Annotated in this window: 24 protein-coding genes; 13 read left to right on the top strand and 11 right to left on the bottom strand. The window is 44.0% G+C overall.

Features of this window, described 5'->3' with window-relative positions; translation table 11 throughout:
• Nucleotides 1–161: 161 nt before the first annotated feature.
• The 3 genes from MHM99_RS10465 to MHM99_RS10455 all read right to left on the bottom strand — a co-directional run bounded on the left by MHM99_RS10465 (nucleotide 162) and on the right by MHM99_RS10455 (nucleotide 2,865).
• Nucleotides 162–1,202, bottom strand: coding sequence for a methionine synthase (locus MHM99_RS10465; protein WP_049587218.1), 1,041 nt, complete (start codon nucleotides 1,200–1,202; stop codon nucleotides 162–164).
• A 125-nt stretch (nucleotides 1,203–1,327) separates the two neighbouring features.
• Nucleotides 1,328–2,302, bottom strand: a complete 975-nt coding sequence (locus tag MHM99_RS10460; protein WP_049587291.1) for a DUF1852 domain-containing protein — start codon at nucleotides 2,300–2,302, stop codon at nucleotides 1,328–1,330.
• Nucleotides 2,303–2,601: 299 nt separating this feature from the next.
• A complete protein-coding gene (locus MHM99_RS10455) occupies nucleotides 2,602–2,865 on the bottom strand; it encodes a Rho termination factor N-terminal domain-containing protein (RefSeq protein WP_049587219.1) in 264 nt (87 codons plus the stop codon).
• A 370-nt stretch (nucleotides 2,866–3,235) separates the two neighbouring features.
• On the opposite strand from MHM99_RS10455, the gene MHM99_RS10450 reads away from it, so the two are divergent.
• Complete coding sequence (locus tag MHM99_RS10450; RefSeq protein WP_049587221.1) at nucleotides 3,236–4,417, top strand: histidinol-phosphate transaminase; 1,182 nt, start codon at nucleotides 3,236–3,238, stop codon at nucleotides 4,415–4,417.
• 74 nt (nucleotides 4,418–4,491) lie between these two features.
• Here the strand turns inward: MHM99_RS10450 and MHM99_RS10445 are convergent, their stop codons facing one another.
• The 4 genes from MHM99_RS10445 to yegQ form a co-directional block, all read right to left on the bottom strand.
• Nucleotides 4,492–5,667: a saccharopine dehydrogenase NADP-binding domain-containing protein gene (locus tag MHM99_RS10445; protein WP_049587223.1), complete on the bottom strand. Its 1,176-nt coding sequence runs from the start codon at nucleotides 5,665–5,667 to the stop codon at nucleotides 4,492–4,494.
• A 138-nt stretch (nucleotides 5,668–5,805) separates the two neighbouring features.
• Nucleotides 5,806–7,035: an aminotransferase class I/II-fold pyridoxal phosphate-dependent enzyme gene (locus MHM99_RS10440; protein ID WP_239219232.1), complete on the bottom strand. Its 1,230-nt coding sequence runs from the start codon at nucleotides 7,033–7,035 to the stop codon at nucleotides 5,806–5,808.
• Nucleotides 7,036–7,152: 117 nt separating this feature from the next.
• Entirely contained in the window at nucleotides 7,153–7,398 is a 246-nt protein-coding gene (locus tag MHM99_RS10435; protein ID WP_014976780.1) for a YfhL family 4Fe-4S dicluster ferredoxin, read from the bottom strand.
• A 3-nt stretch (nucleotides 7,399–7,401) separates the two neighbouring features.
• Complete coding sequence (gene yegQ, locus MHM99_RS10430) at nucleotides 7,402–8,898, bottom strand: tRNA 5-hydroxyuridine modification protein YegQ (RefSeq protein ID WP_168463353.1); 1,497 nt, start codon at nucleotides 8,896–8,898, stop codon at nucleotides 7,402–7,404.
• Nucleotides 8,899–9,231: 333 nt separating this feature from the next.
• On the opposite strand from yegQ, the gene MHM99_RS10425 reads away from it, so the two are divergent.
• The 7 genes from MHM99_RS10425 to MHM99_RS10395 all read left to right on the top strand — a co-directional run bounded on the left by MHM99_RS10425 (nucleotide 9,232) and on the right by MHM99_RS10395 (nucleotide 17,534).
• Nucleotides 9,232–11,679, top strand: a complete 2,448-nt coding sequence (locus MHM99_RS10425) for a zinc-dependent metalloprotease (RefSeq protein ID WP_168463352.1) — start codon at nucleotides 9,232–9,234, stop codon at nucleotides 11,677–11,679.
• A 15-nt stretch (nucleotides 11,680–11,694) separates the two neighbouring features.
• Nucleotides 11,695–12,351, top strand: a complete 657-nt coding sequence (locus MHM99_RS10420) for a hypothetical protein (protein WP_049587231.1) — start codon at nucleotides 11,695–11,697, stop codon at nucleotides 12,349–12,351.
• Between the two features lie 93 nt (nucleotides 12,352–12,444).
• Nucleotides 12,445–12,702 carry a type II toxin-antitoxin system Phd/YefM family antitoxin gene (locus MHM99_RS10415; protein ID WP_014949780.1) on the top strand — a complete coding sequence of 86 codons (258 nt, stop codon included), beginning with the start codon at nucleotides 12,445–12,447 and terminating at the stop codon, nucleotides 12,700–12,702.
• The gene (locus MHM99_RS10410) at nucleotides 12,690–12,986 is read left to right on the top strand and encodes a type II toxin-antitoxin system RelE/ParE family toxin (RefSeq protein WP_168463351.1); all 297 of its coding nucleotides are present in this window, start codon (nucleotides 12,690–12,692) and stop codon (nucleotides 12,984–12,986) included. The genes MHM99_RS10415 and MHM99_RS10410 overlap by 13 nt, the downstream gene beginning before the upstream one ends.
• Nucleotides 12,987–13,350: 364 nt before the next feature.
• The gene (locus MHM99_RS10405) at nucleotides 13,351–14,580 is read left to right on the top strand and encodes an ABC-three component system protein (protein WP_239219230.1); all 1,230 of its coding nucleotides are present in this window, start codon (nucleotides 13,351–13,353) and stop codon (nucleotides 14,578–14,580) included.
• On the top strand, nucleotides 14,561–15,226 hold the full coding sequence (locus MHM99_RS10400) for an ABC-three component system middle component 1 (protein WP_168463674.1): 666 nt from the start codon (nucleotides 14,561–14,563) through the stop codon (nucleotides 15,224–15,226). The genes MHM99_RS10405 and MHM99_RS10400 overlap by 20 nt, the downstream gene beginning before the upstream one ends.
• Nucleotides 15,201–17,534: an AAA family ATPase gene (locus tag MHM99_RS10395; protein ID WP_239219228.1), complete on the top strand. Its 2,334-nt coding sequence runs from the start codon at nucleotides 15,201–15,203 to the stop codon at nucleotides 17,532–17,534. The genes MHM99_RS10400 and MHM99_RS10395 overlap by 26 nt, the downstream gene beginning before the upstream one ends.
• A gap of 364 nt (nucleotides 17,535–17,898) precedes the next feature.
• Here MHM99_RS10395 and MHM99_RS10390 read toward each other — a convergent pair whose 3' ends face one another.
• From MHM99_RS10390 to MHM99_RS10380, 4 genes are all read right to left on the bottom strand, one after another.
• Nucleotides 17,899–18,333, bottom strand: coding sequence for a hypothetical protein (locus tag MHM99_RS10390; RefSeq protein ID WP_168463452.1), 435 nt, complete (start codon nucleotides 18,331–18,333; stop codon nucleotides 17,899–17,901).
• Nucleotides 18,334–18,802: 469 nt separating this feature from the next.
• Entirely contained in the window at nucleotides 18,803–18,931 is a 129-nt protein-coding gene (locus MHM99_RS21205; protein WP_275445538.1) for a hypothetical protein, read from the bottom strand.
• A gap of 175 nt (nucleotides 18,932–19,106) precedes the next feature.
• Nucleotides 19,107–20,225 carry a succinylglutamate desuccinylase/aspartoacylase family protein gene (locus MHM99_RS10385; protein ID WP_171338303.1) on the bottom strand — a complete coding sequence of 373 codons (1,119 nt, stop codon included), beginning with the start codon at nucleotides 20,223–20,225 and terminating at the stop codon, nucleotides 19,107–19,109.
• Nucleotides 20,226–20,315: 90 nt separating this feature from the next.
• The gene (locus tag MHM99_RS10380; RefSeq protein WP_168463345.1) at nucleotides 20,316–21,086 is read right to left on the bottom strand and encodes a HesA/MoeB/ThiF family protein; all 771 of its coding nucleotides are present in this window, start codon (nucleotides 21,084–21,086) and stop codon (nucleotides 20,316–20,318) included.
• 124 nt (nucleotides 21,087–21,210) lie between these two features.
• Here MHM99_RS10380 and moaB point away from each other — a divergent pair, with 124 nt between their 5' ends.
• The 5 genes from moaB to modA all read left to right on the top strand — a co-directional run bounded on the left by moaB (nucleotide 21,211) and on the right by modA (nucleotide 24,285).
• Nucleotides 21,211–21,717, top strand: a complete 507-nt coding sequence (gene moaB / locus MHM99_RS10375) for a molybdenum cofactor biosynthesis protein B (RefSeq protein ID WP_168463344.1) — start codon at nucleotides 21,211–21,213, stop codon at nucleotides 21,715–21,717.
• Complete coding sequence (moaC, locus tag MHM99_RS10370; RefSeq protein WP_168463343.1) at nucleotides 21,714–22,193, top strand: cyclic pyranopterin monophosphate synthase MoaC; 480 nt, start codon at nucleotides 21,714–21,716, stop codon at nucleotides 22,191–22,193. Before moaB ends, moaC begins: the two co-directional genes overlap by 4 nt.
• 165 nt (nucleotides 22,194–22,358) lie before the next feature.
• Nucleotides 22,359–22,607, top strand: a complete 249-nt coding sequence (locus tag MHM99_RS10365; protein ID WP_061095255.1) for a MoaD family protein — start codon at nucleotides 22,359–22,361, stop codon at nucleotides 22,605–22,607.
• A gap of 2 nt (nucleotides 22,608–22,609) precedes the next feature.
• A complete protein-coding gene (locus MHM99_RS10360) occupies nucleotides 22,610–23,083 on the top strand; it encodes a molybdenum cofactor biosynthesis protein MoaE (RefSeq protein WP_014949772.1) in 474 nt (157 codons plus the stop codon).
• On the top strand, nucleotides 23,065–24,285 hold the full coding sequence (gene modA / locus MHM99_RS10355) for a molybdate ABC transporter substrate-binding protein (protein WP_168463342.1): 1,221 nt from the start codon (nucleotides 23,065–23,067) through the stop codon (nucleotides 24,283–24,285). The genes MHM99_RS10360 and modA overlap by 19 nt, the downstream gene beginning before the upstream one ends.
• Nucleotide 24,286 lies beyond the last annotated feature (1 nt).

The raw sequence follows: 24,286 nt of genomic DNA, 5'->3' as shown, positions 1-24,286 counted from the left end.
CATTAAAAAATCCGATACCAGAGACTGATATCGGATTTTGAAGCCTTAAAAAGATCGGTCAACCGATCATGAAAATTTTCTTAACTGATCGGCATTACACGTTGATATGGGCTTTAGTGCGCTTTCAAAATGCTCTTGCTTAACAAAAGTTTTGAGGCGTATTAAGCACTGAGCTTCTGAGCTAATTCCTGCCTTACTATTTCAGCGCCAGCGCTGAGCGCCTCAAGCTTGCCTCGAGCAACCTGTCGTGAAAGGGGCGCCATACCACAGTTTGTACAAGGGTAGAGTTTGTCGGCATCCACGTACTTTAATGCTTCACGTAATGTAGCTGCTACTTCTTCTGGTGTCTCTATTGTGTCAGTTGCAACATCAATAGCGCCCACCATCACTTTTTTGCCTTTAAGAAGCGAGATCAGTTCAATGGGTACATGAGAGTTATGGCACTCCAGAGAAACCATATCAATATTGGATTTTGCTAACTTAGGAAAGCTCTCCTCATATTGTCGCCACTCAGAGCCTAATGTCTTCTTCCAATCGGTATTAGCTTTGATGCCATATCCGTAGCAAATGTGCACTGCAGTTTCGCATTTAAGCCCTTCAATGGCTCTTTCTAAAGCGGCAATACCCCATTCATTGACTTCATCGAAAAATACGTTAAACGAAGGTTCATCAAACTGGATAATGTCAACACCAGCAGCCTCAAGCTCCTTTGCCTCTTGGTTTAGTATTTTGGCAAACTCCCACGCAAGTTTTTCGCGACTTTTATAATGGTTGTCGTACAGCGTATCAACCATCGTCATAGGGCCAGGTAACGCCCATTTTATGGGCTGATCAGTTTGGCTCCTTAAGAACTTTGCGTCTTCAACGAACACTGATTTTGGCCGTGTAACAGCATGGGTAACGACAGGTACGCTAGCGTCGTAGCGATTGCGAATACGTACGGTTTTACGGTTTTCAAAATCAACACCGTCAAGGTGCTCAATAAAAGTAGTTACAAAATGCTGACGAGTTTGCTCACCGTCACACACAATATCTATGCCTGATAGGGCTTGTTCCTGAAGCGTAACGCGAAGCGCGTCTTTTTTGCCTTCCACTAATGCTTCATCTTCTAGCTTCCACGGCGACCACAGAGTTTCAGGCTGTGCAAGCCACGATGGTTTTGGAAGACTGCCTGCAATAGAAGTGGGGAGTAGTTTTTTCATGTGATTCGCTTTCTTCTAATCAATAATTTGTATGGATGCGCGAAGGGCAGAACGTGCTGCCCTTATCATAGTTTTGTTGTCGCAACGTGTGCGGTTTGAATATCGCAAGTATCTAAATCAACGGATCAGGCATAGCTTGCTGTGAATTGCGCCAACTTGTGTTGATAAGGCTTTATAAAGTTCTCTTCTACGAACTTGCCCTGTTCAACGGCTAGATGAGTCCGCTCTTCACGGTCATAAACAATGCGAGTCACTGAGTGATCGCTATTTTTCAAGTTTGGTTTGTAGCTTAAACCTGCCTGGGCGTTAGCGTTATAAATCTCAGGGCGATAAATTTTCTGGAAGGTCTCCATCGTAGCAATAGTGCTGATAAGTTCTAAATTGGTGTAGTCGTTTAACAAATCACCAAAGAAATAAAATGCAAAAGGAGCAGCACTGTTTGGTGGCATGAAATAGCGCACGTTTAAGCCCATCTTCTTGAAATACTGTTCAGTTAGTGATGATTCATTAGGCTGATATTCAACACCTAAAACGGGGTGCTGATTTTCTGTTCGACGGTAGGTTTTATTGTCGGAAACGCTTAAACAAATGACCGGCAGCTTTGAAAAATGTGCTTTATAGGCTTCTGAATTAACGAAATACTTAAACAACTTTCCGTGCAGATCACCAAAATCGGTAGGGACACTGAACGAAGACTGGCCACGATTGTGATTAGATAGACGAACGCTAAAGTCATAATCGCGAACATAAGACGAGAAGTTGTTTCCTACAATACCTTGAGTGCGTTTACCCGTTTTTTTGTCAATTATATTGGTTTGTAAGATTTCGATAGTTGGGAATGTGTTGCCGTTACCCTCAACGTCGATATCTACCGACACAATTTCAAGTTCGACAGCATAGCGATCGCCACTTTCATTATCCCAGTTAGCCAGTGCATTGAAGCGGTTGTTTATCATGCTTAGTGCATCGCGCAAATTTTCTTTGCGGCGTTGACCACGAGCTAAATTGGCGAAGTTGGTGGTGATGCGTGTGTTGTCTGAAGGGCGATAATCTTCATTAAACTGAACGCTGTTAATAGTAAAAGAGAAATCTGTGTTCACGTTGTTGTTCATGAGAATGCGCTTCTATTCCTAAAGTTAAACCGAGTAGTGAGACTGCTGTAAAAGCTATGAACACGTTATACGTTGATTTAACTATGAATAAAAATGACTTATTTTCATTTTATTATGAAATATTGTCATGTAGTGGGCAGGCGAAGAGCTAGTCGCCTACTATTGAGGCGGTAGATCTTTACTTGAAGTTGAGGTTTGCCACGAAATGCACAAATTATGCGTGTCTGATAAAACGTAATCATCACCGCCACAGTGACCAGTTTTTGTATGTGGCGGTCTATCCGCCACTAATGATTGCGTAACGCATCAATTAATTCGTCTTTGCTCATGTTAGAGCGACCTTCAATGCCGACTTCCTTGGCCTTTTGATACAGTTCATCTTTAGTGCGATCCTCGTACTTTTTGCCTTTACCACCATCTTTAGAAGGCGTTTGTTCGCTATTGGCTTGCGCATTGGCAATGCGTGCCGACTTTTCTTTACTGTAGCCTTCGTCGCGAAGGGCTTCGTAAGTATCGTCGTTTTTAATTTGGTTGCCGTGGTCCTTAGCCATATTTAATTCCTGTTTTGCATACTGAGTAATCGATTAATGTTTAGTCGTAATTCTTACTCTGTATTTATATAGATGGATTACACAGTCGTTTAAAAGGCAGGCTTCAAGTGCGAAGAACCAATAGCGAGAGAGTGCTGCGCCTTTAGCATCAGAAAAAATGTCATTCATCGCAAACGCCAAAAACCACAAAATAACGCTGCACCGTAATGTAACGGCTTAACGCGTTAAAACTTCTAATGTTGTCAATTTTAGTGCGCCACATGCACGTAAAAAGTGCATTTATGTCAATAGTTTAGGTTTTTTATGCTATTGCGCGTTCAAAATTAAGCCTTTAGTCTAAAGTGAATATAGACGGAAGGCAGAGCGAAATATGAATAAAAATGAACAACAGAGCACCGTGAATTCTTCACGCCGTAATTGGTTAAAGTCAGTGGGATTAGGTGCAGGCGCAGTAGCGCTAACGACCAGCGTTGACAGTATTATGGGCGACCTTCGTGCCGCAGGGATGCAAACTGAACACTTCCCGTCTGCTACCCCCAATGTAAACGATGGTCTTATTCGCTTATCGTCAAATGAAAACGCCTTTGGGCCGTCAAAAAAAGCCGCAAAGGCAATGCAAAGCGAGCTTTTAAACCTAGCGCGTTATACTGACGCTACGGTTGAAGTGTTAGCGCAAAAAATTGCTGAGCAAGAAGGCGTATCTGCTGAGCAAATCGTAATTACGAATGGCTCTTCACCTATTCTTTTTGGCTATGCGGACTGGATCACCAAAAACGGCAATAAGCTGGTAACGTCTATGGCAACCTACGAAGGCGTACCACGGGGCGCTGAGTTTATGGGGGCAGACGTGACCTACGTGCCGCTAGCCAATGATATGACTTTTGATCTAGATGCAATTGAAGCAGCAGTAACCGAAGATACGACTGCTGTGTACGTATGTAATCCAAATAATCCGACAGGGAGCATGGTAGATGCGGCGAAGCTTACCGCTTTTGCAAAACGCGTATCGAAGAAAGCACAGGTTTTCATCGATGAAGCCTACATTGAAATGTCTGATGCTTACCCCGCTAATGTGCAATCGAAGCTAGTAGCTGAAGGGTACAACGTGGTGATTTGCCGCACCTTCTCTAAAATTCACGCCATGGCGGGACAGCGTCTCGGTTACGCCATCATGCCTGCTGAGCAAGCTAAAACAATGGGCGGTATGCTGCGCATGGGTGGTGTGAATTACTTGGCATTAGTAGCGGGTATGGCAAGTATGGATGATCATGAGAACTTAAACACAATGCGCTCACGCATTAAAACTGAGCGTGAAAAGTTAGTAAAAGTAGCTAAAGAGTTAAAGCAGCCGTTTGCGCCAAATCCACAAGGGAATTTTATTTACATGGATACGGGCATGCCGCACGATAAATTTGCAGAAAAGATGAAAGCTCAAGGTATAAAGGTTGTAGGGCGCACGTGGCCTGGGTACGACTCATGGTCACGTATTAGCGTAGGGACACCTGAAGAAACTGACGCGTGCGTTAAAGCATTAAAAGCGGTACTCGCTTAAAAAACAACAATAACACCTAGCGCAGAGAGAAAAGGCTGAACGCAATTTGTGTTCAGCCTTCGTTTTTTGAATCGCTATTTCTCGATAATAAACGTTAAGCCTGCTTTTTCTTCTAAACGGCGGATAAGCTTGTTACCAAGTGCTGCCGCAGGTGTGAAGAAACCACCAGATAAACTAACGTCTTTGCACAAGCAAAGGGCAGATTCTGAAATCATTTTACTGGTAGAGCCGTAACCTGGATCCTTGTCGCCTTTTACCGATACGGCTAGCATATCACCATTGGTAGCGGTACCCACAAACATGACATCGTAAAAGCCATTTTCGCGCTCTTCTTTGCTCGGGCCTTCACCTGGTTTAGGGCCATCATCACTTGCAAGCGACTTATCTTTGGCAACGTGATTCGCCATGGCTTCACCTTTCTCACCTGGACCAGTCATCATCATTTCATCATATTGAAAGTTCTTGCCGTAGCTATATCCGCCCAGGTAGTTCGTGCGATGAACGTTTTTAGTATTGATGGCCGCCATAATAAATGGTGCAACCCATGTGCCTAACTGCTCATCGAAGTAAGGTTTATTGCCATCGGGCTGTGGCTGATTTGACGCGCCATCGGTTAATGAGTGCGGGTTAATAAGTGCCGCCATGACAGACTTATCTTTGTGCGCAGCCGCCATGGTCGCTTTTAAACTTGCAGCCGTACCGCCAGAGAACGTGCCCTGCATTTTACGAACGCGACCTTTTACATATTCAATGACATCGCCAGTTTGCTTTTTGGCATGTTCTTGAAGGTAGTACACACCAAGGTCAAAAGGCACAGAGTCAAAGCCACACGAGAACACAATATTTGCGCCGGTTTCTTTAGCTTTCGCTTCGTATTTATTGATCATTTGGTGCATCCAGGCTGGCTCACCGCAAAGATCTGTATAGCCGGTGCCGTTATCGACACATGCAGAAAGTAACTTTTCACCGTAAATTTGATACGGACCAACAGTGGTAAGTACAACGGCTGTGCGCTTCGTCAACGCATCTAGCGCGTCGTCATCATCACCATCGGCTACAATGCTAGCAACGCTTTCACTAATGCCTAGCTCCTTTTTTACGCCGTTGAGTTTAGCTTCATTTCGGCCTGCGACCGCCCACTTAACGTTGTCATCGCTGCCATACTGAGCCTGAAAATATTCAGCTACTAACTTACCCGTAAAACCTGTAGCACCGAAAATAACTACATCAAATTCCCGTTCCTTACTCATTGTTTTGTCCTGTTTTATTTCGTTTCGACACGTGTCATCAATATGCGTTACTCAATATACGCACAAGCACCCATATCTATCATTTTTTTCGGTAATATTTGACTATTCACGAAATTAAATGGTGAGCATAAAAAACCGTTAGTTTAATGACGCTACAAACTCAGCTAGCCGTGAAAGCCCTTCCTCCAAGCGTTCAATGCTAGTGGCGAAAGACAGTCTTACGTAATGGTTGGCATTGTGCTCACCAAAATCATTACCCGGCGTAAGCGCTACATGATGTTGTGAAAGTAGGGCATCACAAAATTCAATTGCACTTAGCCCTGTGTGCTTAATATTGATGTAGGCGTAAAACGCACCGTCAGGCTTTGCATCTAAACCAAGCCCCATATTTTCAAGTGCACTAAAAACAAGGGAAGCACGCTTTTCCAGCGTATGGCGGTTTTGCTCGCATTGCGCCAATGCTTCTGGTGTAAAGCATGCAAGAGCAGCCTTTTGCGATAGGGTAGAGGGGCAAATAAACAAATTCTGCGCGAGTTTTTCAACGATGGGCGTCATCGCTTCAGGTACCACACACCAGCCAAGACGCCAGCCGGTCATGCCAAAATATTTGGAAAAACTGTTTATTACGACCACTGTTTCTTCAAGCTGTGCATTGGCAAGTACGGTTTGAAGTTTGGTATCAGTGCCCAAGGTCGATTGGGAAGCGAAAGTATCATTGCGTACATCAAGATCAGCCGAAAGCGATAGATCCAAGTAAATTTCGTCAACAATTAAAAAGCCACCTTTGGATTTGCAGTACTCGCCAATTTTAGTCAACTCTTCTGCATCTATAACCGTACCAGTAGGATTGGCAGGTGTGGCAATAAGTACACCTTTCGTGTTGTGCTTCCAATTATCGGCAACACTTGTTGCGGTTAGCTGAAAGTTATCCTCACTGCGTGTTGGTACCAGCGTTACCTCTGCGCCAAATGCGTTTAAAAAACGTCGGTTACAAGGGTAAGAAGGGTCGCCCAATATCACGTTGTCGCCTGGCTCAACCAAGGCAGCACTTGCCAAAAGTAAAGCGCCAGAAGCCCCAGCGGTCACGACCACTCTAGAAGGGCTTACCGCTACGCCATGTTTAACTTCATAAAAGCGTGCAATGGCTTCACGTAGTTCAGGCATGCCCAGCGCCGAGGTATAGGGAAAAACTGGGGCATTTAAGCTTTCTTTCATTGCGGCGAGCACTGCCACGGGTGCGCCGAAATCAGGCTCGCCTAAATTAAGTCTTATAACATCTTTACCTTGCTGTTCTAGTGCCGTGGCTTTTTCGCCATAGGCCATAGCAAGAAACGGAGAGATCGCCGTAGCGCGAGAGGCAAACTTCAAAATAAAACCCTTATTAGTAGTGCCAATTCAAACTGTACCGCAATTAGTGATCACTCTTGGTCATGATTCAAGGGAATTCTTCGAGAAGTACAATTAACTCGCTGACTTACTTCATAGCTAACTATTTAAACGAACAAACTTTTCGGCCAGCTCGTCTAGTGACTCTCTATTGTTCGGGTCGGGCTTAACCACATCGATAGGGCATACCGCTACGCAAGTAGGGGCATCGTAATGCCCCACGCATTCTGTACAGCGTAACGGGTCTATTTCATACACTTTATTACCCATGCTTATAGCGGCATTAGGGCATTCGGGTTCGCACATGTCGCAGTTAATGCAGCTATCAAGAATAAGCAGTGCCATGCATTATGCCTCGCTCGCGTTTTCGGGTGTTACTGCACTAGGAGCTTTTCGAAACGGATTGCGGGTATCAACGCCTTCATCTAAATTTCGCAGCAGTAGGGCAAAGTTTAGAGACACATCGCTGGGTATCGGTATTCTTACTTGGTGTCCTGAACCCTTAGCATCCGTAATAGAATGGTTTCTCTTATCCAGCATCTCATTTAGAGTAAAGGTAATGTTGCCGCTTGGCGTCATCAACTCAAGCGAGTCACCTACACAGAATTTGTTTTTAACGTTTATAATTGCATAGCCAGACTCTTCACAACGGTCAATCACTTCACCAACAAATTGCTGTTTATCGCTGACTGAGTGGCCATACTCATAGTTCTGATACGCGTGGTGCGCATGGCGACGCAAGAAACCCTCGGTATAACCTCGATGAGCTAAAGTTTCCAAGCTTCCCATTAATGTACTATCAAAAGGCTTTCCTGCTACCGCGTCGTCAATTGCTTTTCTATAGACTTGAGCGGTTCGGGCACAGTAGTAATGTGATTTAGTGCGGCCTTCTATTTTTAAACTATGCACGCCCATTTGGGTTAACCTGCCAACATGTTGCACGGCACGCAAATCTTTAGAATTCATAATATAGGTGCCATGTTCGTCTTCAAAAGCTGGCATCAGTTCTCCAGGCTTTTCCTTTTCTTCTAACATAAATACTTTGGGGCTTGGCGTGCCTTCACCAAGGGTAGGAATTACCACTTGAGGTGCTGTAACTGCCTTATTAATCTCACTGGTTAGAACGATGTCGCCAGTTTCGTTTTCCTCGCCTGCCTTAACATCGTAAGACCATCGACAAGCATTGGTACAAGTGCCCTGATTCGGATCGCGTTTATTCATATATCCAGACAATAAGCAGCGGCCTGAATACGCCATACAAAGCGCGCCATGCACAAATACTTCTAACTCCATGTCTGGAACATGTTCGCGAATAGTTTCAATTTCTTCCAAAGAGAGCTCTCGAGACAAAATAACGCGCTCAATACCTTGTTTCTGCCAAAACTTCACCGTGGCGTAGTTCACCGCATTGGCCTGCACACTCAAGTGAATAGGCATTTCAGGGAAGGCGTCGCGCACCATCATAATAAGCCCTGGGTCCGACATAATTAACGCATCGGGCTTCATAGCAATTACTGGTGAAATATCTTTTAAGTAGGTACCTAGCTTACTGTTGTGCGGAGCAATGTTGCTTACTACATAGAACTTTTTACCTAAAGCATGTGCTTCTTCTATGCCTATCGCTAAGTTTTCAAGGCTGAATTCGTTGTTTCTTACGCGAAGCGAGTAGCGTGGCTGCCCAGCATAAACAGCATCAGCGCCATAGGCGAAAGCGTAGCGCATGTTGCGTAAGCTACCCGCAGGTGCAAGCAACTCTGGCGCGATTAACGTTTGGTTTGGCAATGTTGAAACTGAGTCTTCACGTAGGTTAGAAGAGCTGCGATTAGGTGATAATTTTGAAGTCATAGATAAAAACCGCTACTAGACGCTTTAAACAAGGCGGCGGATTTTATAAGCCGTAAAATACCTCTACAACTCAAACAAAGCTTGGTGTTGACCAAGATCAAATAATTTGTTGTCGCTCATGTTTTTGAATGTTTAAACGGCAATTGAGCAGAGTCAATGCCAGCTGTTTTCTTCCATATAGTTGCGTTTTTAGTGCATTACCTTCGGTAGGAAAAACCAAGCCTGTTCACAGCTAAATAACAAGCAAAAAGAGCGCATTAAACGATGAACTACCATGGGCAAAACCCACCACATAGGGTAGGCTAGAAATTCACAATAATAAGGACTAACTGCATGCTGCAATTGAACATTTTTCATAAAGCGGCGCGACAAGTAAAAGCATCGGGCAAATCGGCCATTGCGATTACCGTATTATTTGTCGTGTCTACGTCTTCCGCATTGGCAGCGCTGCCAAGCATTGGTGAATTCACCAGCGATATGACCAAAAAAGATGGCTTAATTCCTGTTTACTATGACGATGAAAGTGACAAAGTTTACTTGGCGGTGCCAACAGACCACGCCGAATACCTGTTTCAAAGTAGTTTGCCGTATGGCGTAGGGTCTAACGACATTGGCCTTGATCGCGGCCAGCTAGGCAATACGCGTTTAGTAAGCTTTGAAAAATTTGGAAACAAGGTTTTATTAAAGCAGCACAACACCAAATATCGAGCAGCTCACGGCAGCGACGCTGAGAAACAGAGCATTGATGAAGCCTTTGCTGATTCGGTTATCGCAGGTTTTACGCTGGTAGCCAAAAACGACCGTGCCAGTCTAATAGATTACACACCGTTCTTATTAAGCGATATTCACGGCATTGGCAATCGCTTAGCGGGAACTAACCAAGGCAGTTTTAGCGTAGATAACATGCGAAGCGGCGTGTATTTACCTAAAACCAAAGGCTTTGAAAAGAATACTGAATTAGAGGCTTTAGTCACCTTTGCAGGTAAGAAGCCAGGCGAATACGTGCAGCAAGTTACGCCCGACCCAGAAAGCTTGTCGGTGCACTTGCATCATTCGTTTGTGGCTCTGCCTGACGACAATTACACGCCCAGAGAGTACCACCCGTACTCGGGCTACTGGAAATTCAGTTACTTTGATTATTCAACGCCTATCAGCGAGCCTACTGAACAGCGTTTTATTACCCGCCATCGTTTAAACAAGAAAACCCCGCATGCTGCAATGAGCGAAGCAGTGGAGCCTATTGTGTATTACCTAGATCCTGGTATTCCAGAACCTGTAATGACCGCGCTTAAAGAAGGGGCGAGCTGGTGGAATCAAGCCTATGAAGCCGCAGGCTACAAAGATGCGTTTCAGGTGAAAGTATTGCCCGAAGGTGCCGACCCAATGGACGTGCGCTATAACGTAATCAACTGGGTACATCGCGCAACGCGCGGTTGGTCTTATGGTTCGTCGGTTGTCGACCCGCGCACTGGTGAAATTATCAAAGGTCACGTTACGCTCGGCTCATTGCGTGTAAGACAAGATTATTTAATTGCCCTTGGCCTAACCAGTCCTTTTAAGGACGGGAGCACCGACACCACTGCACAGCAAGAAATGGCTTTAGACCGCATTAGGCAACTTTCAGCCCACGAAGTAGGGCACACATTGGGTATAGCCCACAACTTTGCGGCAAGTGAAAATAACCGTGCGTCGGTAATGGATTATCCTCACCCCCAAATTAGTATTAAAAACGGCAAAATTAGCTTGGAAGGCGCGTATGATAAAGGCATAGGCGCATGGGATATTCACGCCGTCGCGTATGGCTATCAAGATTTTGCCAGCGACGTAGAGGCAACGGAAGCCTTGGCAAAAATTATCGTAAAAGGCCGTAATGAGGGTTTAAGTTTTAAGTCAGACCCCGATACCCGTAGTAGTCGCCATGCATCGGCAAACGGCCATATGTGGGAAAACGGTAGCAATCCGCTAGATGCTTTCGATGAAATTTCACAAGTACGCGAACTGGCGTTAGCCAATTTAGGTTTAGACACCTTAAGCCCAAATAGCAGTTTATCCTCTCTTGAAAATGCTTTAGTGCCTATTTACTTACTCCACCGTTATCAGTTAGAAGCCGTTGCAAAGCAAGTCGGCGGCTTAGTGTATGAATACGAACGCAAAGGTGACTATACCAAAGCACAGGGCCAACAGTTTGTAGCGCCTGCAGTGCAGCAACGCGCTATGCAGCAGTTAATTACGGCCACTACCGCTGATTACCTGACGATACCTGAATCGGTACTCGCCCTTATTCCACCGACAGCGTATGGCGACGATATTACTCGCGAGCACTTTAAGGGCAAAATGGGGTTAATGCTAGACCCTGTTTCTGCCGCTGCTTCAGCATCTAACTTTGCGTTTGAATTACTATTGCACCCAGAGCGCTTAAACCGCTTAGAGTGGCAAACAAGAAGCACTAATGACAGACGTAAAAAAGTAGGCGTTTCTATGCTGGTGAAGCAAATACTTAACGTTCACTGGTATAAAAATAAGTCACAAAGCCCACTAGCAAAACGCTTACAGTTAGTGGCGTTAAATGCAGTGATGAAAGCAGTAACTAACGATAAGTTGGCGCCTGAAGTAAGAATGGAAGCCGAACTTGCTCTGCTTGAATTTAGCGAATGGTTAGACGACAAAGCAGACGACAATCAGTATGAAATACTGAAAGAACAGTTCGATACTTATTGGGCTAGTAAGGCATGGCCAAGTACCTTTGAAGTAGAGCCGCTACCGCCAGGTTCGCCGATTTAAGGAAGTTGATAATTAATGTTAGGGACAACGCAATTAGAGCAAAATCATAGCCCGAGTAACAAGCAAGTGCCGCAAAGAACCTTTGCGGCCTTGGTCACATCCTTACTCGCTGTACTAATTCTGATATTAGTTCCATTAGTGGAAAGTCTGCATGGTGGTGTGCTGTGGGGCTTAAACTACCATTCCCCCAAGTTTATGTCACAGGTCGGCGACGCGTTAGCCTTAGTTAAGCTTATAGCGCTTTGCGCAGGTGTGTACCTGCTTTTCACGCAGCACGGTAGATTGAGATATCTTGTTAAAAGTAAATGGTTATCTGTTGTTTTGAGCTGTATTTTAGCAATAGTGGCGCTTATTCAGATTGCGATAGGTCTATTAGGTGTACTGATTGATGCAACACTAGGAGCTAACCGAGACTACTTTCATAAAGAATTTGAAATAGGAAATAACACTATTTACGTGTTTACCGCAGACCCAGGTGCCATGGGTACGGCCTACCATTATTTCTATTTAAAATGCCCACTTCCTTTAAACCGCTATGAACTAACATTTATTGAAAAAACAAATTGGGTATGGGAGCTAGAGCTTAAAGCTTCTGATAATGGTTTTGACGTATTTAATCAGCGTGGTGGGTTTAAATATCGCGTTAGTTTGGGTGAAGTAGGGTGTGATTAGTTACCTTGTAACTCTGTCCAGAGTGAATGAAATCTTGTGTGGTTATCGTTAAGTGATACTATAGTGATACATTTGAAAGCTGGAACCTGCATCGTGAAAGTAGAATTAGTTACTACATTAAAGAGACAAGCCACAAAAATTCTGCAAGACCTGCACACTTCAAAAGAGCCTGTTTTGATTACTGAGCATGGTCAGCCATCGGCTTACTTAGTTGATGTTGATGATTATGAGATGATGCAAAAGCGCATGTCGATTCTGGAAGGTATCGCAAAAGGTGAGCAGGCAATAAGAAATGATGACGTTTTAACTAACTTGCAGGCCAAAGAGAAAATGGATAAATGGCTGAAATAGTATGGACAGAACCTGCTCTAAATGACTTGGACAAGATTGCTGAATACATAGCGGTATCTAATTTAGTTGCGGCAAAGAAACTGGTTAAAGAAGTCTTCGCCAAAGTAGACATGCTTGAGGAATATCTTAAATCAGGAAAGTCAGTCCCCGAATTACCACCCCTCAATTACAGCGAGCTTTATGTAAAGCCCTGTCGAATTTTTTATAAATTTGAGGACAACAAAGCCTTTATTTTGCACGTAATGCGGCACGAACAAGATCTTAGGCGCTTTTTATTAGATTAGCGTTGATTCATTTTAAATACATTTGGTGAACACAGCAGTTTTTTCCTTTAATTCCGGCTTGTGCCAGAAGCAGCCGTTCGAGTATTTGTAATTAAACGGCAGAAGAGTACGTTAAGCAGACGGTCGCCCTAACTCATTTTTAGACAATTATCAGTTAGAGTTGGAGCTCTAAACCGCAAACATCGCATAAGCTAAGTTTGGGCAAAGAAACGTTCGAAAGCATTTACTAATGTGTTGCTATTCTTGACAATATTCTTAATAAAGGCTGAAGAATGCAGAATATGTTTGCTAAATAAACGAAGTAAGTACAAAAAAGAGAAAAAACAGTAATATGACTCCTTCACATTGGCAAAAAGGAGTTCATGTGAGCCAAGAAGATGAAAAATACCCAGCCAGCGCCATATCCTCGTGGAGCGGCTTCGTTTATCAAGGAAAAGTTGCACTATATCACTCGTTAAAGCTTATTCACGATGGCGACTTGAACTTCGAGCTTCAGCTAGACAGTAGCGACGACTTCGCTATTTACAAAGATGGAAAGCTACATACCGCCCATCAAGTCAAAGCTAAGATTAGCCAATATCGTAGTGGTTACACTACAGCGCTGGAGCAGTCCACTTTAATCGAGTACGACAAAATCAAAGGGACGACCCGTTACTTTCACGTATCCGTCCAGCTAAACAATACAGACGATCACAAAGGTGCTAGCGGAGAAACAGTAAAATTTTACCGCTACGGAAACGACTATTATTGTGGACTGGGTGAAATTGAAGGATTGACCAAAGGACTAATAAAAAATATATGTGAGAAACAGTCCATCACGGTCAGTGATAACCTTATAAATTTTAACTACTGCTTACTGTCAGAAAAAATAAGCACTATCGCAATACATTGCCATAAATTAAATCAAGTTCACGGCGTCCGAGAAGCCAGAGCTGCATACGAGAGTCGCATCAAAGCCAGTAACCTTTTAGCTGATCTGCTGAACGAAAATCCCTATGAGAATAGGGGCTACTATGCAGTTGAATTGAAGGCTAGGCTCCTAACCCATCTAGAAGAAAGGCTGGATCAAGCGCTACCAACAATGAGTGACGCCACTTATGAACGAGCTAGGTGTTTATGTGAGCACATACGCGAAACGCCCATCAACGAGTTAAAAGCGTTATGCCAGATGATGAAGCCATCCGAGCGGTTTCAAGATGTTCAAACGAACGACATCAGGCGATACACCAAGCTCATCCAAGTTATTTCGGTGGATCCCATATTCAAACATCTCCCGCACTATCTCGACAGCGAAAACCGGTTCTACGTGCCTACCGCTCTTGACGTGGATGAAAGCAAGGAGTGTGAATATGACATGATCAGAGAAATGAAAAACAACGGAGATCTGCTGAGACTACTTTTTGAGTATAACCATCTAATCGCCAGCAAGGCAGATGCCTCATTCACCTTTAATACAAAATTCACAAACTCAGATGATTTCGGTAACAAGCCAGCCACTGAAAAGCTGGAAAGCAACATCATCAAATCGCTATGCATTAGCGTAATAACGAAAGAGGACGCGGAGGGTCGGCTGAATGATAAAACAACTCATTGATGAAGCACTTGTTGCCCATGGCTTTGTGAGTAGGCGAGAACTGGACACCTCAAGCTTTTATGTTCGCAAGTCTGGGTCTGCAATTAGATTCGCAGTCGTACATACGTTAGACGGCCTTCCTAACCCAGCCGAGCTGAATAACCTAATCAATCACCTTGCTCCCGATGAATTTCTTAGAAATCCAAGTTTCAAGAAGAATTGCGATCTGATTTGCATTCATCGCCTTGACGTTCTGGCCGAGTTCAAGGATTACGAAGAAGAAATCTTCTCAATCGAAGAAGACCCGCATTTTTATAAAAAATATGTTCTCTACTACAGCATTGCGGAAGAAAGCGCTCTCACTGATTTTACCTACGAAAAACTTGTATCTGTGATTGCTGACAAAAAAGAATTTATTGATTACAAAGAAAATCCTCTTGTAGCTTCGCAATATAGTTTCGCTGCGAAAACGTTTATCAAGCTTCCTTTCTTGGAGCTACCTAGTCATCAAGGAAACCTTGTGCCCTTGAGGCAGCAAGCAATTGAAGCCGTTGCAGAAGCTGAACTGAATGATACATATTCGACTATTCAGAAAGTTACTGTTAAAAATGCCGACGAAATTATCAAGGAAATGATTAAAAATGAACTGGAAAATATCCAAGATTGAAGTCGCTAGCTTCAAAGCATTTAAACATATCTATTTGAACCTTGGCGAGTCGTCCTTGCTAACTTTGGACGGTCCTAATGGTTATGGTAAAACAAGCATCTTTGACGCAATAGAACTGCTGCTCACCGGCAAGATCAGTCGAATACAAAACCTATTCGAAACGTTATTAACCAAAAATAAGAGAGACTACGCTGATAATCTCTTCTGGAACAATCGCTCAGGTGAGAACGATCTCTGCATTAAAATTGAATTCATTAATGATGCTCACAAACTTGTTTTAGCAAGATATTGTCCAGCTGTAATATTCAAAAAACCAGCAAACAACCGTGCAGATAAATTCGAAAACTTCAAGCTTTACGAGCTACCAGAATTCGAATCAGTTGACTTCACAAAAGCCAATATGCGCAACAAAGATTTCCTTGACGAAGTTTTCGGTAAAAACTTCAGGGAAAACTTTTCCTTCCTTAACTACCTAGAGCAAGGACAAAACCGACTGTTACACACTCGGGTAGACGAACGTAAGGATAGACTAGGGAACCTATTTAAAATCAGCGATGTAGAAGCTGAGATTGAAAACTGCCACACCATATACAACAAACTTACAAAATACATCAACGATCCTGAGCGTAAGACAAAAGTCGAGTCACTCACGGAAGAAATCGCCACTTTAAGAGGTACATTGCAGGTTGAAGCAGGGATCGTTGGGTACAAAAAACTCTCCACGACTGATGTCCAACCAATATGGGACAAGGAGATCCTATTCTCAACGTACTCAGCGGCAGATCATGCTACCTACAGGGAATCAGTTCGCAAAATTATTGCCCTTATACCGCTCAAAGCAACGATAAAAACTAGGGTTCACAACGAGACAGTCGAGGCAGACATCGAACGTAACGAAGAATCTCTGAGAAGCTTAGTTCAGTTCGGTAAAGACCTTAACAAGCTTGATGGGCTTGAAGCAACCAAGAAGCAGATTAATGAGCTGGAGCGTTCAGCGGCTATCATCAAGCGCGGAGCCTCGAAGATTAAGGTCGAAGAAGCTCAATCACTACCGAGCTGGGCGGATGGGCGCCTTGAGTGGTTTGAGTTACAAATTGAATCCCGAAATAGACTGCGAATAAAAAGCAGCGCCAATGCGAACATCGTAACCGAATTGGAAAGCCTGAAAAAGCAGTTGATTGATGAACATAAGAAGACCTATCCTGATGAGCAGTTGTGCCCTCTCTGTGGCACGGATTGGGAAGAGCACGAATCAATGGTGGCTGCCATTGAAGCAAGAACCAAGCAGATCTCTGAATCGCTAGGCAAGGACGGTAAGGATTTAGTTGAACTTGTCGCTGCTATGGATACAGAGCTGAAGCTCATCGACACCCAAATCCAAGGTAGCTTGAAAGTTCTCAAACCGACATTTAAACCAAACCTTCATACAGCTCTGACCAAAATTAAGCTTCGACTACCAGCAATAACCCAGCTTATGGATCAGCTGAAAAACGACAATATTCAATTTACTGATTCATTTACGGAAAGTGATGATGTGGTCGATGAGCGACTTGAAAAGCTCAAAGCAATTCTAAGGAATAAAAAACAGATTGAAGCTGATGCTTTAGCGCTGCCGCAGGACTGGCGAGAAACAACAAGCAGCGCCTTCAAAGACCTAGAGGACTTCTACATAATCACGGCTGAAGACTTAAGGGATAAATTACAGTACATAACGATTAAAGCCAACGAGGCTCAAAATGCTAGACTCCAAACCTGTATTTCCGATCTTAAACTTATCGAAAAAGAAACCATAGCGGCCAAAAAAGCACAAAATAAAATCAAAAGGCTCCGCGACACACTGAAGGTGACTGAGCAAAGATATACCGACCAGACAATTTCAGCTATTGAACTCATATTCCATATCTATAGTGGCCGACTGATCCAAAACTACCAACGGGGCCTAGGTCTATTTATCGAGAGCCGAGACGGTACACAGTTAAGGTTTCTGACTGCCGAGAAATCTGAACACGATGCAGTCATGTCCATGAGTTCTGGTCAGGTGTCAGCTCTTAGCCTTGCCTTCTTCCTCTCACTCAACAAGGTCTATGCTAAGGTGCCTCTAATCTTGATTGATGATCCATCGCAATCTCTGGATGAAATCAACGTTGCTTCCTTAACAGATCTTCTCCGTTGCGAACTCAAGCATTGCCAGTTAATTATCTCCTCCCACGAGGAAGATATCTCTGCATACATGCGCTATAGGTTCGACAGAGCAGGTTTAAAGACAAGTTCACTTAACATGCAGCTATTGGCGAAAGATGCTTTGTAAAAGCAGCCTATATCAAGGTAATCGAGCTAGGTGACCGTGATTTTCATATGGATGGCTCAACCATCCTGAAGAGGATGTCACAAACAACAATAGGATCTGGTTTTGCGTATTCTTTCATTAGGTTAAGTATTGCAAAATCAGGTCTCTATTAATGTACCTTCTAAGAGCCAAAACTTACCTTGGGGCATAAATGAGCTAACCCTGAAAGTCAGCTGCTTGTCTAAAGCAGCACGTCAAATGATTTCTAAACCTACAAATGAGAGTCTCAGATCACAGGTAAGCAACAACAACCCGTATTAATACAATCCATCAATTCATAGACATAAAAACAGGCTAGCAAAATCTACAAGTTCTTTGAAGTTGCCTAGGAAGTACCTCTATCTCTCTTTTCCTTCTGGAACAATTTAAAAGCTAGTTTCTTCCTGTGCGCCTCTCTCTCTTCAGCTAGCTTGTTCTGATACTCATCCTTGGCGCTTTTCTCTTCTACCTCACTAGGTTCTGGGTTCTGTAAAATAATATCTTCTGTAGTTTGCTCAAACTCAGTTTCAACTGTATTCCCGTTACCTTCAAATTCTTCAATTAAGGCGTGTATTAATGTTGATTCATCTCTAAGTGAGTCAACTCTTAACTCAATATACTTACTTTTAGCTGCCTGCTCGTCACCACTAGATTGACTAAAGGCTTTAGCCCATAGCCCTTGCCTTATGTCTCCTTTCGCAATTTCACCTGCCACAATCCCGTAGAGTCGTTCTTCTATCAAACGATTTATAGCCGCTTTTATTCTAAATTTTTGAAACATAAATTGTCCTTAATAACACGAATCATTATTCGCACAAGCTTAATACCGCCCCTTATTTCCCCAAAAATAAAGAGCCAAGCAGTTCCCGTTTCTGGCACAGACAGAGTATAAGAAATACTAACGCTATGTACTACCCAATGTTCCAGCTCAAATTAAGGCTAATTGCACGTGAGTCAAAGGGGACTTTTTAGAAATCAGTAACGCAGTTGATGTCAAAATAGGTAATTGAATTGGTCTTTGGTACTGAAATTTACAATGAGATATTTACAAGCCCCTATCTGATCTTTTGTGTGTTCAAGTGCTCCTGTGTTTTAGTGCTTCACGCGCCAAAATGGAAGTAATGTTGAATGATATAGTCGCTGAAAAGGCCATCTCCTAGCGTTGCTTGAGTTGCCGTTAACAGTGATGATAATGCATAGTGTCGTGCAGTAGGTTCCGTTTCGGAGATTGTGTCATGAAAAATCACCCTCTAATCAAAATGACCGCATTTGACCAATGGCAGAAATCCAGCGCCATGAAACTGACCGTCTGCAAGTCGTCTGAAGCGGTCTCGCGAGTTAGAAATATCCAATGTCTGCTTTACGTTCATTGCAGTCATCGAAGTGCCTTTGTGCGATGGGCAGTTTAAGGCACTCTTCTGCCGTTAAATTTAATGTATTGAACGGCAGGAAGTAATTCAAAGAATAAACCAGTGACTTGCGTGAGACGTTCCTACGTACCCTAATCAACCATGTTGTAATAAAGTTTTACTCCATCAACTTGCGTACAAAAATCTACAACTCCTTATAATTCGTAAACACTTTGTACAACTGTGTACCACTTAACACCGAAGCCGACGGGAAGTGCAGAATAGGGATCAAATCGCAAGGCGCTTCTAAGGTCCTGCTGCCGTTGTCGGTATCTAGATCGTCAATATTTAAAATTTGCGCCAGTGGTTCGCCTTTCTTCACCGTTTGGCCTGGTTTCGCCATGTACTCCACCATGCCGCCCCAGTTAGTAAACAGGGTTTTATAGTCTTTTAAATACACGCCTAAACGCTTCATTTCTGTCGGTTTAATATCGCATTCGTGCAATACGCCTTTGGCGTTTAAGTAGCTAAGAATACTGGTGGCGTCTATATTACCTTCGTTAAAGTCGATAACTTCTTGGCTACCCATTTCAAGCGTAAACGCTTCAACGTTAAAGCTTACCTCACGCGCTAAATTAGTTTTTATGCTTTCTTGCAGTGTCCACCATGGGCAGAACGTCGCTTCGTCCAACGCCCCCGCAAATACGTTTGGAATAAAAATACAGTGAGGAATGTTAAACAGATTAGCACTGTCTTTGGCGTATTCGGGAATATAAACGTGGCGGGTAGACACCGGGCCGTTGTGGAGATCTAACACGAAATCGGCGTTGACCGCCATTTGCTGTAGCTTTAGGTTTAACTGCTGTGCCAAGCCTAAACCCCATGGTTCAGCCAATTTGTTGTCGATAGCGTTAGACAAGTGAGCACGAAAACGTTGTTTTATGCCTTCAATTGACTCTTCGCGGGTGACTGTTTTGGCGAAATGTTCAACTGCACCTTTATCGAAGAAGTAGCCGCGGTTCCAGTTTGTGCCGTTCACAGGATCGAACCGGCCTAATGTGTACTCACCGGCTTTAATGTTAGTACCAATGGGATTACAGTTGGGCACTAGGATAATTTCGCCGCAAATATCCATGTCTTTTAAGCGCTGAATAAGATGGTAAATAACCACGTTACCTTGTACTTCTGCGCCGTGAATAGAACTTTGAATATACACAGTGGGGCCAGGGCGCGCGCCCTTCATACGATAAATTGGCACGTTCATGTTACGTCCAGACGCGTTTTGCGCCACTACCATGTGTTTTTTCACTACTTGGGTTGTCATTTAAATCAACCTATTTTCTGTCTTGTTCTTTGTTTTAGTCTGTTGTTTTTAATCACGTTTTTAGAATTTATACCGCAAATGCACATAAACTTAACAAGCACATAGCTCGCAATCTACGCCTTTAGGTAACTTCCAGTTTCGCCACTCGTGCGACAGAGCATCAAACGTCATTAACGTGTTTTTAGGAATATTATCGAAATCCATCAATACTTGCATAGCTAGCATCGCTTGGTAAGTACCAACAATATTCACCACTGGCGAGAATATACCTGCCTCTACACAGCTTAAATCGGGCGATTCAAATAGCGTCCGTAAGCATGCATAGCAACGGCTCTCACCGGGTATAGCGACGAAAAGCTGGCCTTCAAAGCGAATGGCCGCGCCCGATACTAGCGGGGTATTTAGTTTAAAACACAGTAGGTTTATTAAATCTCGCGAGTTTGTATTGTCGGTGCAATCTAGCACAACGTCAGCACGCTCTATGGCTTGTTTTAATACTGGTGAAAGCTGAGTAGAGCTGGGCGCCGAAAACGGTTCTGCTATTACGGTAATGTCGCAGTCGCTGTTTATTGCACTAAGCCGCGCTTTAGCCGCCTCTATTTTACTTATTCCTACATCTTGTTCGCTAAACAAGGTTTGCCTTGGCAGGTTGGTGGCCTCAACAGTGTCGTGGTCGATAAGTGTAAGAGAGCCCACGCCACTGGCGCAAAGGTTAGTGGCGGCCGCGGTGCCAAGCCCGCCAATACCAATGATACAAATATTGGCGTTTAGCAGCGCTTCTTGACCGTCTAGATCCACTTTTGGAAGCACGATATGGCGGTTATAACGCATAGCCTGCTGATGAGTTAGGCTTTTAGACATAGTTTATGCCAACTTAGTTGTTGAATTCATGGCATGCACCCTTATAAAGTGATTACCAAATAGTATTTTGGCTGGTACTTTATCAAAAACCGCCAAAATGTCGCATATCAAATTAGGATTTCATATGTCAGTTGTCAGCCAACCCCTTAATATTGCCGTACTCACTATTTCAGATACGCGCACCCTCGAAAACGACAAGTCGGGAGACTACTTGAAAGAGGCGCTTACCTTGGTTGGCCATAACCTTTACAATCGCGATTTGGTGAAAGACGATATTTATCAGCAGCGCGCCGTGGTGTCGAAATGGATTGCAGATAAAAACATTCACGCTGTATTAATTACCGGTGGTACAGGTTTTACCCACCGTGACTCAACGCCAGAGGCCATCAGTGTATTGTTCGACAAAGAAGTCGACGGCTTTGGCGAGCTATTTCGTCAAATTAGCTATGAAGAGATTGGAACATCAACCATTCAGTCTCGCGCGGTTGCGGGCTTTGCTAATAATACGGTTATTTTCTGCTTACCAGGGTCTACAGGGGCGTGTCGCACAGCGTGGGAAAAGATTATTTCTAGCCAACTTGATGCCGACTTTAGACCGTGTAACTTTGTGAAGCATTTGGTGGAAGCATGAGCACCTTTAGCCATTTAAACGCTGGCGGTGAAGCCAATATGGTCGACGTTAGCGACAAAGACGTTACCAAGCGAGAAGCCACAGCAGAAGGTTTTTTATACGTAAGCGAAGACGTTATTCGCCAAATCTCTGAATCAAAAATTGCAAAAGGTGATGTATTTGCAGTTGCCCGTGTAGCGGGTATTCAAGGGGCGAAACGCTGCGCCGATCTTATTCCTCTTTGTCACCCATTGGCACTGTCAAAGGTGGATATAAACTTCGACATTCAGGCCGACCAAAATCGAATTCAAGCCACCTGCTATTGCAAGCTAAGCGGTAAAACCGGCGTTGAAATGGAAGCGCTCACGGGTGTAAATGTGGCGCTGTTAACCTTGTTTGATATGTGCAAAGCCATCGACCCTGGCATGCACATGGAAGGGGTACGGGTACTGGAGAAAAAAGGCGGTAAGACAGGCCATTGGCAGTCCGAAACCTAGTTTTCACAAAGGCCAGTGAAAGGCCAGTGAGCTAAAAAAGTAACGTGTATAAAGCGAACAAGCATTCAAGACGCAACGCACTTTAGGCTCAACGTATTTCCGAGGCTTGGAAAGATTAATTAGCGCGCACAAAGCAACCTTAACAACGTAGATAACAGGCAAAGCATGCAGGTAACGGTAAAAACATTCGCACAAACCAGAGAGATTACGGGAGAGGACAATATCGCGCTCCATATAAGCGAGAGCAGCACTATTGAGACCGTGATATCGCAGCTTAAAACGCGTAGTGACAAGTGGGCATTAGCACTAGAGGGTAGTGTGCTTACTGCCTGTAATCAAGAGCTTTGCGACCTGCAAACAGTACTCAGCGACGGTGATGAGCTGGCGCTATTTCCACCTGTGACAGGGGGCTAGCTATGTTCGCGCTAGTTCAAGTTGAAGATTTCGACCAAGGAGAGCTTTACGCTAGGCTAAAACAGTCGGCAGATGAGAAGGCCTGCGGCAACACCGGCGCGATTGTTACTTTTACTGGGCTAGTGCGAGATTTTAATAACGCTGGCGACATAGACGGCATCGAATTAGAGCATTACCCGGGCATGACTGAAAAAGCGTTAATGCTTCTGGTTGAACAAGCGAGCGAACGCTTTTCACTTAACAGTGCTGGCGCACTGCACAGAGTAGGGCGCATACACAACAACGAGCAAATTGTATGGGTAGGTGCCGCCGCTCCCCACCGCCAGGCGGCGTTTGACGCTGCCTGCTACTTAATGGACATGCTTAAACAGTCGGTACCGCTATGGAAAAAAGAATTTAAGGGCGATAAATCTGAATGGGTTGCGGCGAAAGCATCTGACGATAAAGCGGCACTTAAGTGGATGCGCAAAAAGTAATGGTTTGTTCTTTAGCAATGCGACTTTCAAGCTTTGTTAACTTGGCCATGCTTATTTTGGTAAGTGCAAGTGTAGCCCTAGGCGTTACGGCTTTTTCAAGTTCTGTGGCACATGCAAGCAGTTTTGAAGCGGCAAATAATAATGTAAATGAAGGGAGCGTTATTAGTGCCGAAAAACAAAACCAGTCAGTAAATTTCAAGCGCGACGAAAAAATTAACATAGCCGTTGCGGCAAACTTTGCAAAACCGCTAAAGAGTATTGCCGAGCAGTTTACTGAGCTAACCGGCATAGAAGTCGCGGTAACGGTATCTTCTAGCGGTACTTTGTATGCGCAAATTCAACATGGTGCTAGCTTCGACGTTTTTCTATCTGCTGATCGCGCTAGGCCGCAAGCGTTGGTTGATAACAACGTAGTTCACCACGGCAATCTGGTGGATTACGCTAAAGGCAAGCTTGTGTTTGTCTATGCTGGCGAATTATCAAGTGAGGCATCACATGAAACATCCGGTGAAAGGAATTGCGAGCAGATCGCGCGCTCATCTACTGGAGACACAACTGCACAAATAAACGTTCAGCTTACCGATTGCTTGTCGAAGCAGCTTGTTCAATTAATGGAAAATCCACAAAACAAGGTAGCTATCGCAAATCCTAAACTGGCTCCCTATGGTGATGCTGCGCAACAGACGTTGCAAAACTTATCCTTATGGCAACAGTTTTTACCTCACAGAGTGATGGGTAAAAACGTGCTACAAACCTTGCAGTTTTATACCACCGGCAGCGTGAAAGGGGCGTTCGTTGCATACTCATCGGCGTTAGATTTGCCCGCAGACTTATCCTCTAATTTGCCTTCTAATTTTAACAGTGTTGTGAATACCAAAAGCGCCGATGCTGTTACGGTTATCGTCCCCGTACCTGAAACCTTGTATCAACCCATCATTCAGTCGTTGGTGGTTAATAGTAAAACGGTAGCTACATTATCTCCGAATCTGTTCGAACCACTTCCAATTAAAAATGTGACAGCGCCAGTTGATGAGCCTATTCACAACGACAACGTTGAGACAACCAGAGCGTTTCGTTTGAGTGACGCTAATGGAGTGTCATCACCCAGCCTGTTCGTACAATATTTAATGTCGCAAGGGGTGCAGCACAGCTTAATTGAATGGGGCTATGAACCTACCATTGCATCGGGCGTCGGTAACTAAG

This window comes from Alteromonas sp. MmMcT2-2 (assembly GCF_022348305.1).
GTDB lineage: Bacteria > Pseudomonadota > Gammaproteobacteria > Enterobacterales > Alteromonadaceae > Alteromonas > Alteromonas macleodii.
The sequence above is the reverse complement of the archived record's forward strand: the minus strand, read 5'-3'. Positions and strand labels throughout refer to the sequence as shown.